The 11,877-nt window shown below is 39.4% G+C and carries 10 protein-coding genes; 5 read left to right on the forward strand and 5 right to left on the reverse strand.

The genetic code is table 11. From position 1 onward, the window contains the following. Nucleotides 1–207 precede the first annotated feature (207 nt). Nucleotides 208–1,311 carry a 3-phosphoserine/phosphohydroxythreonine transaminase gene (serC, locus tag GYY70_RS06565; RefSeq protein WP_174831741.1) on the forward strand — a complete coding sequence of 368 codons (1,104 nt, stop codon included), beginning with the start codon at nucleotides 208–210 and terminating at the stop codon, nucleotides 1,309–1,311. A gap of 468 nt (nucleotides 1,312–1,779) precedes the next feature. On the opposite strand, the gene GYY70_RS06570 is transcribed toward serC, so the two are convergent. Further along, complete coding sequence (locus GYY70_RS06570; RefSeq protein ID WP_041879434.1) at nucleotides 1,780–2,133, reverse strand: hypothetical protein; 354 nt, start codon at nucleotides 2,131–2,133, stop codon at nucleotides 1,780–1,782. A 745-nt stretch (nucleotides 2,134–2,878) separates the two neighbouring features. On the opposite strand from GYY70_RS06570, the gene clpB reads away from it, so the two are divergent. The 3 genes from clpB to GYY70_RS06585 all read left to right on the forward strand — a co-directional run bounded on the left by clpB (nucleotide 2,879) and on the right by GYY70_RS06585 (nucleotide 7,520). Beyond that, entirely contained in the window at nucleotides 2,879–5,452 is a 2,574-nt protein-coding gene (gene clpB, locus GYY70_RS06575; RefSeq protein ID WP_174831742.1) for an ATP-dependent chaperone ClpB, read from the forward strand. Nucleotides 5,453–5,629: 177 nt separating this feature from the next. After that, nucleotides 5,630–6,949, forward strand: coding sequence for a serine hydrolase (locus tag GYY70_RS06580; protein ID WP_174831744.1), 1,320 nt, complete (start codon nucleotides 5,630–5,632; stop codon nucleotides 6,947–6,949). Nucleotides 6,950–7,046: 97 nt separating this feature from the next. Further along, nucleotides 7,047–7,520, forward strand: coding sequence for a CYTH domain-containing protein (locus GYY70_RS06585; protein ID WP_174831746.1), 474 nt, complete (start codon nucleotides 7,047–7,049; stop codon nucleotides 7,518–7,520). Between the two features lie 44 nt (nucleotides 7,521–7,564). Here the strand turns inward: GYY70_RS06585 and prmB are convergent, their stop codons facing one another. The 4 genes from prmB to GYY70_RS06605 form a co-directional block, all read right to left on the reverse strand. Continuing rightward, the gene (gene prmB / locus GYY70_RS06590) at nucleotides 7,565–8,470 is read right to left on the reverse strand and encodes a 50S ribosomal protein L3 N(5)-glutamine methyltransferase (RefSeq protein ID WP_174831748.1); all 906 of its coding nucleotides are present in this window, start codon (nucleotides 8,468–8,470) and stop codon (nucleotides 7,565–7,567) included. A gap of 76 nt (nucleotides 8,471–8,546) precedes the next feature. Further along, complete coding sequence (locus GYY70_RS06595) at nucleotides 8,547–9,053, reverse strand: type IV secretion protein Rhs (protein ID WP_174831750.1); 507 nt, start codon at nucleotides 9,051–9,053, stop codon at nucleotides 8,547–8,549. Nucleotides 9,054–9,057: 4 nt separating this feature from the next. Further along, nucleotides 9,058–9,570, reverse strand: coding sequence for a DUF2062 domain-containing protein (locus GYY70_RS06600; protein ID WP_078475783.1), 513 nt, complete (start codon nucleotides 9,568–9,570; stop codon nucleotides 9,058–9,060). Between the two features lie 237 nt (nucleotides 9,571–9,807). Continuing rightward, entirely contained in the window at nucleotides 9,808–10,431 is a 624-nt protein-coding gene (locus tag GYY70_RS06605) for a Smr/MutS family protein (protein ID WP_174831752.1), read from the reverse strand. A gap of 167 nt (nucleotides 10,432–10,598) precedes the next feature. On the opposite strand from GYY70_RS06605, the gene ubiM reads away from it, so the two are divergent. Continuing rightward, a complete protein-coding gene (gene ubiM / locus GYY70_RS06610) occupies nucleotides 10,599–11,813 on the forward strand; it encodes a 5-demethoxyubiquinol-8 5-hydroxylase UbiM (protein ID WP_174831754.1) in 1,215 nt (404 codons plus the stop codon). The last annotated feature ends 64 nt before the right edge of the window (nucleotides 11,814–11,877 follow it).

The raw sequence follows: 11,877 nt of genomic DNA on the forward strand, positions 1-11,877 counted from the left end.
AACAGGCAGAAATAACCATACTTTTGCTACTTTACATGCAAAACGGTTTTGTATTTGCGTTCCCATTATCAAGCAACTAGAATTTCACCAGTTCACTGACAGATTGCAACATTAATCTGTAAACAGACTGCCGGTGTATACACAACCATCAAACGGACTGAAATTAATCAACAACAGTACATTTCTGTAACAGGTTTAAATTTATTCATGACAACACTGAACACTTACAATTTTTCTGCCGGTCCTGCAATACTGCCAGAGGCCGTATTAGAAACAGCACAGGCTGAAATGCTGGATTATAACGGTACTGGTTGCTCAGTCATGACCATGAGCCATCGATCAGATGCTTTTATCAGTATTCTGCACCATGCCGAGCAGGATCTGCGCCAGCTTATGCATATTCCGGACAACTATAAAGTTTTGTTCATGCAGGGCGGTGCCAGTGCCCAGTTCAATATGGTCGTGATGAATCTGGCTAATGGTTTTAAGCGAGTTGATTCAGTAGTCTCCGGTAACTGGAGCCGTATCGCACACAGCCAGATGGGTAAACTTTCCGATGCAGAAATACATCTGGCAGCACATGGTGGTGATTTATACAACTACACAGATGTACCGCCAGTTGAAAGCTGGGATGTGGATCCAAACTCTGCTTTTGTTCATTACTGCATTAATGAAACAGTACATGGCCTGCAATATCGCAACATTCCCAAACCAGATGGTTTGCCCCCTGTCATCTGCGATATGTCGAGCGAAATTTTATCACGACCGGTAAATGTGGCAGATTTTGGCGTTATTTATGCCGGTGCACAAAAAAATATCGGACCATCAGGTGCTACTATTGTGATTATTCGGGAAGATCTGCTTGATCGTTGTTCTGAACGAATACCTGATGTATGGAATTATCAAAGTCATATCAGCCGACAGGGAATGTACAACACTCCGGCAACTTACCCGATTTATATTTCAGGTCTGGTATTTCGCTGGCTGCAAACTCACGGTGGTGTGGAACAGATGGAAGCCATTAATACCCTTAAAGCTGAAACTTTGTATTCTGCCATCGATAACAGCAATGGATTTTATATCAATAATGTGAAACAGCATGCACGCTCACAGATGAATGTTATTTTCCATACACCTACAAAAGAGCTGGATAAATTATTTGTACTGCAAGCCAATGCTCATGGTTTGAGCGGATTACAAGGCTACAAATCAATGGGCGGAATGCGGGCGAGTATTTATAATGCCATGCCTATACAAGGGGTTGAAACTTTAGTAGAGTTCATGAAAGAGTTTCAGCGCCGCTACGGATAATAAACTGAATTTTTTCTGATTACTGGTGTGGCGATAATACGCCACACCAGTTTTTTATTTAATAATGTTTAAATAAATACAATTTTATTTAAAATATTTAATTTATTTTTTATGAAAAATATAGATGCAAAAGTATCAGGCTTTTAGTTTTCATATATAAATATATATATATTTATACTAGCTGAAACAATATATCTCTTGCAATGTCATAATATAATACGAATATCTTGTGTGGGCTTAATTTTATTCAAACAAATTTTATATTAATTTCATAAAAAAATAATTTTTAAGTTGTATCAGAATACAAATTTAGTTTAATTATTAATAATAAAAAATTAATTTTTAAATTTATATGAATAAATATAAAAAAATTTCACTATTTAATCCGGTGAAACTTACTCTTTAAAATATTTATTTCAGATATCAGACATCGAACATACTTAACCTCTCGAATGTGATTAAAGAATATTAACTATTCCCGAAATCATGATGTTTGATTCGCTGATAGTTATACCAGTTTGTTTGATTTGCCATCAAATTAGGTTGATTTTCTTGTAGTTCAGTATATTTGGAATTACCATCTTTCAGCTCGGGATTATCTTCAGCACTACCGGATCCAGAAGATAAACTTGTTTGAACATGTTGCTGAAATTCCATTTTCCGAGCTTTTTTATCCAGCATTGATATATGAATTTCTGTATCATAAATGCTTTTCAGTTCGAGCAATTTTTGATAAGTAGCAATCAACTCTTTATTATCAGGAGTTCGCATGATTTGCCCTTCAAGAAATTCACGGCATTTATTAAACTCTTCAGTTCTCATGGCTCATATATTAAAAAAATTTCAATATCTAAATTTTACACCATTTACAGAAATTAGCATTGAGAAATTGAATTAATATTCAAGTTATTCAGATATTATCGATATAAATATCTGATATTACATTCGTAAAAATTTATCTTTATTCTCACAAATACGGGAATAGAGAAATTTAAAATTCTAAATCAAAATTTCAATTACTTTTTTCTCAAAACATTAGAGATATAAGCTAAACAATTGCACAAAAATTAATCACGCTTAAATTGGATTGATTCACCTTGTTTTTTTATAGTTATCCACAGATATACTCACAAAATTTGTGAAATTCTGAAGGACTTTGAAATGATAGTAAAGGCTGAATAATAAAAATAACCAATCATATATATATGTTTTTAAAACATTTTTAATTTATTAAGTAAATTGAAAAAGTAAAACAACATAATTGAAATTCAAGTTCAGTAGCTCCAGACGTTTTGAATTAAAAGCATCCTGACAAACGCTCACAATTTCTATTTGTATAGATTTTGTTTCAATAATATTGATGATGCACTATAAAATTATACAAAGTAGGAAATTGAGACTTGAATTCTTCAATAAACATAAATAAAAGATATTAAGTATATTTAGGTTGATTTTTTATAAATCAAGAATTTAAATCTAATCAAAATATTTATCCATACTGGTACTTGACATTAATTTTCTGATACCAATATATCTGTTAATGAAAATATAACTAAAGGAAATTTTGATGAGATTCGATAAGCTTACTGCAAAGTTTCAACAGGCATTACAAGATGCACAAAGTCTTGCTTTAGGACAGGATGCTGGTTATCTGGAAGCCGTATTTATATTGAAGGCTTTACTGAATGATAATGATAGTGGCTGTGCTGCTTTACTTACCCAGGCTGGTGCAAATGTTGCACAGGTTAAACAGCAGGTTGACTCTACTATTAATGGTTTACCCAGAGTATCCGGTCAGGGGGGTGAAATCCTACCCAGTACTGAATTGCAGCACATTCTCAATCTGATGGATAAAGCTGCTATTAAACGTAATGATGCTTATATTGCCAGCGAGTTGTTTTTGCTTGGTGCTGTTCAGGAAAACGGACAATGCGGACGTATTCTGAAACAAGCTGGTGTTACAGAAGATAAATTGAATTCGGCGATAGATGCCGTTCGCGGAGGCGCAAGTGTGGATAATCCTAACGCAGAAGATCAACGTGAAGCATTGAAAAAATATACAACCGACCTAACTGAAAAAGCACGTTCGGGTAAGCTGGATCCCGTAATCGGGCGAGATGATGAAATTCGGCGCACTATTCTGGTGCTTGAACGGCGTACTAAAAACAACCCTGTACTTATCGGTGAACCGGGTGTAGGTAAAACTGCCATTGTTGAAGGTTTGGCTCAACGAATTGTGAATAATGAAGTTCCGGATTCTTTGCAAAATAAGCGTTTGCTTTTGCTGGATCTGGCTAGTTTGATTGCCGGTGCAAAATTCCGGGGTGAATTTGAAGAACGTCTGAAAGCAGTACTTAATGATCTGGCTAAAGACGAAGGCAATACCATTATTTTTATTGATGAAATACATACACTGGTAGGAGCTGGTAAAGCCGATGGTGCTATGGATGCAGGTAATATGCTCAAGCCGGCTCTTGCGCGGGGTGAATTGCATTGCATCGGTGCGACAACATTGGACGAGTATCGTCAATATATTGAAAAAGACCCTGCTCTGGAACGCCGTTTCCAGAAAGTACTGGTAAAAGAACCAACAGTTGAAGATACCATTGCCATTTTACGTGGCTTACAGGAACGCTATGAAATCTATCATGGCGTAGAAATCACTGATCCGGCAATAGTAGCTGCTGCTGAATTATCTAATCGTTATATTACCGACCGTTTTTTACCAGATAAAGCCATTGACCTGATTGATGAGGCTGCATCATTAATTAAAGTTGAAAGCCAGTCTATGCCTGAAAGTATGGACAAGCTTAAACGCCGTGAAATACAGTTGGAAATTGAACGCGCATCTCTGGTGAAAGAAGATGATGAAGCCAGCAAAAAACGTCTGGCACTGCTGGATGAAGAGCTGGATAATGTTAAGCGTGAGTTTGCTGATCTGGATGAAATCTGGAAAGCGGAACGAGCCAAAGCTCAAGGCAGCGTTACAATTAAAGAGCAGATTGATCAGCTAAAAGTTAAGATGGATGCGCTTAAGCGTAATGGTAAATGGGAAGAAGTGGCCAAGCTGCAATATGAAGAATTACCCCGGCTTGAATCCCAGTTACAGGCTGCTGACAACGGGCAACAGAATAATCAGCCTAACAAGCTGTTACGCACTAAAGTAGGCTCAGAAGAAATTGCCGAAATTGTTTCGCGTATGACCGGTATTCCGGTATCCAAAATGATGGCCGGTGAACGGGAAAAACTATTGAGAATTGAAGAAGTATTGCATGAACGTGTAGTGGGACAGGATGAAGCTGTACGCGCTGTAGCAGATGCAATCCGCCGCTCACGCTCCGGTTTATCAGACCCGAATAAACCATATGGCAGCTTTTTGTTCCTCGGCCCCACCGGTGTAGGTAAAACAGAGTTGTGTAAAACTCTGGCAAGCTTTTTGTTTGATAGCGAAACCCATCTGATTCGGGTAGATATGTCGGAATATATGGAAAAACATTCCGTTGCGCGTTTGATTGGTGCGCCTCCCGGCTATGTTGGTTATGAAGAAGGTGGTTTTTTGACTGAGCAGGTACGCCGCAATCCTTATAGTGTGGTTTTGCTGGATGAAGTTGAAAAAGCTCATCCGGATGTATTCAACATTTTGTTACAAGTTTTGGATGATGGTCGTTTAACTGATGGTCAGGGACGTACAGTTGATTTCAAAAATACGGTTATCGTTATGACTTCCAATATTGGCAGTCAGGAAATCCAGAAAATGGAAAGCGATGATTATGCTGCGATTAAGGCAGTAGTAATGGATGAAGTTAAACAATACTTCCGCCCTGAACTGATTAACCGTATTGATGAAGTTGTTGTATTCCATAGTCTTAACCAATCCAATATTCGTGCTATCGCTAATATCCAGCTTGCCGGTCTGCGTCAGCGTCTGGAAAAAATGGATTTACATTTACAGGTTGATGATGCCGCTTTGGATGTACTGGCTAAGGTGGGATTTGATCCGGTCTATGGCGCACGTCCTCTGAAACGGGCTATTCAGACTGAAATCGAAAATCCACTGGCTAAAGAATTACTGGCTGGAGACTATGCTCCTAACAGTACAATTATGTTAACGGCTCAGGATGGTATTTTGACTTTTGCCTGATTATCAATTGAGAAACCTGCTGTAAAGCAGGTTTCTTTTTAATTTCAAATCAGATTTATATATTTGTTTTATATAATTAATAAACCAAAATCATTGAAATTATCACTTTAAATATTGGTGGCATTTATAAGCTTCTAAGATACCTGATAATAATTTAGATGATATACAGAATATTTTATGAAAATGATAAATAAAACTTTTAAAACTGCTTTATTAACTCTGTGTTTAACTATCAGTTTTAATGTTCATGCAGCAACTGCGCCAAATAGCTGTAAATCATTAGGTCTCAACAATTGCCCTGCTCCATTGGACAAAAAATTACCGGATGTCAAAAACATGTTAAGCTGGAATCAGCAACAACGGGCAATTGGCTTTCGTAATGACTATCGCTCTTATCCCGGTGATGTTTTTCACGCTGCTCATGGCCTGCCACTGCCCAGAGCGCCTCAAAATCTGTCTAATGTAAATTATCAGATTCATGGTCAGTCATATCTGCTAAAAGATTATTTAAAGCGTAATAATGTAACTGGAATGATGGTAATTAAAGATGGCAAAGTAGTATGGGATTATTACGCCAATGGTAATAATCCTACTACACTCTGGACATCACGCTCAGTGGGTAAATCGGTGGTTTCTACACTAGTAGGTATTGCTCTGAAAGAAGGTAAAATCAAATCGCTGAATGATGAGATAGTGAAATATAATCCTGATGTGCGGGGAACAGCATGGGAGCACGTGACAATTCGTCAACTGCTTCAGCATACTTCTGGTGTGAACTGGAACGAAGATTACACTGATCCGAAATCTGATTTTTCACAACTTACTCAATGTGAGGCCAATCCTGATACTTATACCTGCGTTAACAGTCTGGTAAAAGCACCCGGCCGCAAATCATATGCTAAGCCCGGTAAAGCATGGTCTTATTCATCCGGTGGTGCATGGCTGCTAGGAGACACACTGGAAAAAGCAACTGGTGAAAGTATTGCCCGATATCTACAGAATAAAATCTGGCAACCATTCGGTATGAACAGAGATGGTGTGTGGCACAGTTATACCGTGGGACAACATGATGTGGGTGCACACGGATTTAATGCCACGCTTGAAGACTGGGGTAAATTTGGCCTTTTCGTAATGAATAATGGTACGCTGCCAGATGGCAGGCAAATATTACCTAAAAACTGGGTTAAAGATTCCCGTAACTGGAATCAGGCGAAAAATTCAGTCAGCAAACTGCATCCGGAAGGAAATTATGGCTATGAATGGTGGAATAATAGTGTACCGGCTATTGTAAATGATGTTTCTCCAAAAACAGGGCTGAACAGTCAGGACAGCATGTGGGCTTTAGGAATTTACGGACAGATTATTATGGTTAATCAGAAACAGAAGCTGGTTATTGTGCAATGGTCTACCTGGCCTAAAGCTGAGCCCTCTTTTCTGGAACAGCCACTGGAAGCATCTTTAATGTTTAATGCAATTGCTAACAGACTTGCATCATAACTGTTATTATTCAGCCTGACACAAATCTGTGCACCAGTTTACTGCCAAACAGTTTCTGGTGCTTTTTAGCATATAGGTTAATTCACAAGATTTTATTATGGCACAGGAAATTGAACGTAAATTTCTGGTAGCAGGCAATGCGTGGCGGAATCTGGCATCACCTAAGCATCTTTGTCAGGGCTATTTATCGACGGTTAAAGAACGAACCGTACGTATCCGTATTTGTGATGATAAAGCATGGATAACGATTAAAAGCACAAATCGTGGCATTACTCGTACTGAATTTGAATACTCAATTCCGGTTGCAGATGCCAGACATATGCTCACTCATATGGCAGAGCAGCCAATAATTGAAAAATATCGTTACCGCATACCTTTAAATGGACTTATCTGGGAAATTGATGAATTTTTAGGTGTGAATCAAGGCCTGATTGTGGCTGAAGTTGAATTAAACCACACTGATGAGCATATTATTTTTCCTGACTGGATAGGACAGGAAGTATCGAATGATCCCAGATATTACAATAATAATCTGGTCAGAAAGCCTTTTACATCGTGGCAGAATTCTTAATTTGCAGACTTCTGAACAATCTAACCAGATATATCACAGTTAATCTACGCTTCACCTAATAATTGTTCGCGTGTCAGCAAAAAGACAAAACCATCTCCGCCACTGGTATGCATCCAGGTAAATGGCAATTCCGGAAATGCCTGCTCCAGTACTTGGCGATTATGTCCGATTTCAACCAGCAATACCCCTTTTGGGTTAAGATATCTGGCAGCCTGCTGAATAATCTGCCGAGTAGCATCCAAACCATCAATCCCACTTCCTAATGCCAGTTCTGGCTCATGCAGATACTCTTCTGGCAATTGTGCGACTGATTCGGCATCTACATAGGGCGGATTTGACACGATTAAATCATAAGTTGTATCAATACCGGTAAACAGGTCGGTATGAATCAGATTGATTCGATCCTCTAATCCATAGTCTTCAATATTCATACCTGCTACTTCAAGCGCATCAAGACTGATATCTACTGCATCAATCATCGCATCCGGATAAATATCCGCCATCTGAATAGCTAGTGCACCGCTGCCCGTGCATAAATCCAGTGCTCTGTGTACCAGTTCATCATATTCAATCCATGGATGCAGCGGTGCACCTAAAAGCTCATAAATAAATGAACGCGGCACGATTACTCTTTCATCAACATAAAATTCATAAGCTCCCTGCCATGCCTGATGGGTAAGATAAGCCACTGGTATGCGTTCACTGGTACGGCGTTGAACAAGCTGTAGCAGCAGTGACTTTTCTGTGTCGAGCAAACGGGCATCAAGAAACGGCTCTAATGTGTCCAGTGGCAAATGTAAGGTATGTAAAATCAGATAGGCAGCTTCATCATAGGCATTATCATTTCCATGACCAAAAAATAATTCTGCCTCTTGAAACTGACTCACAGTAAAGCGTAAAAAATCACGTACAGTATGCAGTTGCTGCGCTGCTGCTTCAAATACAGACATGTATCACTCCGGCAATAAAACAAGTGTGAATTATAACAGTTAAAAAGTTATTTAAAATAACCGGCTAAAGCCGCTGTTAATAATGCGGTAACAGATCACGATTATCCGGATGTCTGATAAGTGGTTTAAGCAAGCGACGAAAATCTACCAAAGAATGCTGATACCGTTTATCACCGCTCAATGCCAGAAAATAATGCTGTACTATATTCGCCTGTTGCTCCATATTCAGCTGATTAAGGCTGATAATTGTTTCCGGAGGCGGATACCGGTAGGCACGAGCCTGATAGTAGCCTGCTTTAAGTGCAAGACAGACTCCGGCAAATAAAATTGGAAAACCATGCTGGCTTTGCCAGACATGCATAAGCTCATGCATCAGCCAGCCTTGCATGCTCAAATCCGACTGAGTAAAATCATCAACATAATATGCCGCCGGAAAAATAATATGATTTCCGCATGTTATGGCAGCATGCGGATGTACTAGCCACCATGCATCACGTACTATCTGCACTTTTGTCCAGTCTGCTGCATTACCCAGAAACTTTCTGACCAACCTCAACTCGTTATCCGTTAATGATCTTTGCATGTCTTTATTTCTGAATGGTGGTCACATGTCTGCGGGCAAACCACTGCCAGCCATTCCAAACCACAATATATCCGAGGATTGCAAGTATCATGCCCAATACTGGCACACCCAAAAGTAAAGGCTTACCAAACTGAATCAGCCATTGCCATAATTCAGTCCCGAGATGACCTAATTTAAACTCTGGCAGTTCAGGCATGGCTTTGCCCCACTGACCATATAATAAACCCTCACCAATCTGATAAGCACAGTAATATAAGGGTATATAAGTTAGCGGATTCGTATACAGTGTAGTTAAAAGTGCCACGGGTAAATGTGTGCGGACCACATAAGCCACTATCAGAGCGGTAAGCATTTGGGTAGGTCCGGGCATGAGACCACAAAACATGCCAACAGCTACAGCAGAGGCAGCACGTTCTCGATTGAGCTGCCAGTAATATGGCCTGTCAAACCAGCGTGCAAATGGTTTAAACCATGGAGAAGCAAATAATGATGCCTGTGTTGGCATTTTTTGCCGCATATACTGAATCCATTTGGTCAGGCTTCTATCTATCATCTTGCCGAGACCAAATTTGAAAATTATCAATACAGATTATCATACTAAAAAACATAACCTAATTTTTTAATTATAAATCAAACAAAAAATCAGATATTTGCGATGATAATAATTCAATACCAATATCCGGTTTAACCTGATTCTGTTGATTTTCACTTTTACTTTATGCTGATTGGTTAAAACAGGTAATTAAACACAAATTTATTCCCGTTCAAACGCACGATGCTTCTTTTTAACCAGCACATATACTGCACCGTCATTACGCTCATTTGGCTGGGCATAAGCCAGCACTTCGGGGTGTGCCATTAACCAGCGGCGTACAAGTGTTTTCAATACAGGCTGATAATCCTTTGATCCCAGTCCACTGCCATGGACTATTTCACCTACTACTCCATATTGCTGAATATAATCAATAAATTCATTCAATACTTCCTGAGCTTCATCCTGACGATAGCCATGTAAATCCACATAAGCTACGATAGGCCATTGCTTCGCCTGCAAGCGCTTAATATCAGCCGTACCGCGACCATTTTTACTGAACACTGGCGGTGCAGTATCATTCTGATTTTCACCAACATAAAAATAGCTGCTTTCATCTGTTGATTCTTCCTGACGGGTTCGCAATTTAATCGGGCTGGTATCACGCGGATGCTGAAACTGATTTCTTGCCTTTAATGGCGTAATATCTTTTCCGATCGCTTCAGCAAAATTGACATCTGTCTGGCGCTTTTGTACTTCTTTTGCCTGCTGCTCTTCTGCCAGACGTTTCGCTTTAGCCTGTTTATCCAGTTGCTGCAATTGATCCTGAAATGAGTTTTTAACCATTTGTATAATCATTCATATATAAATCCTATTACCATGATTTTAACAGAGCAATAATTTAAGGGTTAAGCTTGACGTTTATTAACTTTCTTTCAAACGGATATAGGATTCAAGTTCATTTTCAGTTATTCTAACGCTGTATTGAATATATTCATTCAGGAATGGATTTTATGGCAGCAAATAATGTGTCTTCACACTCAGATAAAGAAACTGATGTCATTATCGTCGGAGCCGGACCTGCTGGTTTAAGTCTGGCACGTGCTTTAGCTCCATCAGGACTTTCAATTACTGTAGTTGAAAAACAGGAAATGGCTGTACTGGCGCACCCGCCTTTTGATGGCAGGGAAATTGCTCTGACACATTATTCAAAGGAGTTAATGCAGCAGTTGGATATGTGGGACAAAATTGCACCAGATGAAATTTATCCTTTGCGCGATGCTAAAGTAATTAACGGCTATTCTAACTATCAGCTCCATTTTGAACAGCCAACAATGGCTCGCGGCAAACCGGCCAATACACTGGGTTTTTTAATCAGTAATCATAATATCCGGCGTGCTGCATACGAAGCAGTCCAGACCTTTAATAATGTAAATATAATTACTGGCCATAGTATTATTGATGTAAAAAATGATCATGCAAATCAAATTGAAGCCAAGCTGGATGATGGCCGGCTAATCAAAGGGAAACTACTTGTTGCTGCCGATAGCCGTTTTTCCAATACACGCCGCCAGTTGGGTGTTTCGGCTCAGATTCATGATTTCGGGCGTACAGTAATTGTTTTCCGAATGCAGCATACATTGAGTAATCAGCATACTGCACTGGAGTGTTTCCATTACGGGCGTACTCTTGCGCTACTGCCACTTGAAGAAAATCTCACTAATTGTGTTGTTACTATTAATAATGAACATGCAGGTGACATTCTGGCCATGTCTCCCGCTGAGTTGGCCGCAGATATTACCCAACAGCTCAAAGGTAAACTAGGTGAGATGCATTTGGTTAGCACTGTTCATCATTACCCGCTTGTCGGCGTCCATGCCAATGCATTTTATGCTCAGCGCAGTGCGCTTATTGGAGATGTGGCAGTTGGTATGCATCCGGTAACAGCTCATGGTTTTAATCTTGGATTAAGCGGAGTAGGCATATTGTCGAAACTGATTAACGAAGCCGTATCTAAAGGAAAAGATATTGGCAGTCAGACATTACTGGCTCAATACCAGAGACAGCATATGCCGCATACCCGGATTCTGTATCACGGAACTAACGCTATGGTGTCTTTATTTACTAACGACAGCCACCCTGCCCGACTAATGCGCTCATTGGTATTGCGTATCAGCAATAATCTGCCTCCGGTGAAAAAACTGATTAGCAAACAGTTAACCGGATAATCCAATTTATACAACCAATAAAATAGCTGCTAACTTAATATGTGTTAGCAGCTATTTTTTAACA

The organism is Snodgrassella sp. ESL0324, from assembly GCF_013344955.1.
Taxonomy (GTDB): domain Bacteria; phylum Pseudomonadota; class Gammaproteobacteria; order Burkholderiales; family Neisseriaceae; genus Snodgrassella; species Snodgrassella alvi.

Excerpts from the sequence above, each read along its gene's own strand:
- GYY70_RS06595 (WP_174831750.1), bottom strand. The coding sequence starts at position 9,053 with ATGCAAAGATCATTAACGGATAACGAGTTGAGGTTGGTCAGAAAGTTT.
- GYY70_RS06600 (WP_078475783.1), bottom strand. The coding sequence starts at position 9,570 with ATGCGGCAAAAAATGCCAACACAGGCATCATTATTTGCTTCTCCATGG.
- GYY70_RS06570 (WP_041879434.1), bottom strand. The coding sequence starts at position 2,133 with ATGAGAACTGAAGAGTTTAATAAATGCCGTGAATTTCTTGAAGGGCAA.
- GYY70_RS06585 (WP_174831746.1), top strand. The coding sequence starts at position 7,047 with ATGGCACAGGAAATTGAACGTAAATTTCTGGTAGCAGGCAATGCGTGG.
- GYY70_RS06605 (WP_174831752.1), bottom strand. The coding sequence starts at position 10,431 with ATGGTTAAAAACTCATTTCAGGATCAATTGCAGCAACTGGATAAACAG.
- prmB (WP_174831748.1), bottom strand. The coding sequence starts at position 8,470 with ATGTCTGTATTTGAAGCAGCAGCGCAGCAACTGCATACTGTACGTGAT.
- ubiM (WP_174831754.1), top strand. The coding sequence starts at position 10,599 with ATGGCAGCAAATAATGTGTCTTCACACTCAGATAAAGAAACTGATGTC.
- GYY70_RS06580 (WP_174831744.1), top strand. The coding sequence starts at position 5,630 with ATGAAAATGATAAATAAAACTTTTAAAACTGCTTTATTAACTCTGTGT.
- serC (WP_174831741.1), top strand. The coding sequence starts at position 208 with ATGACAACACTGAACACTTACAATTTTTCTGCCGGTCCTGCAATACTG.
- clpB (WP_174831742.1), top strand. The coding sequence starts at position 2,879 with ATGAGATTCGATAAGCTTACTGCAAAGTTTCAACAGGCATTACAAGAT.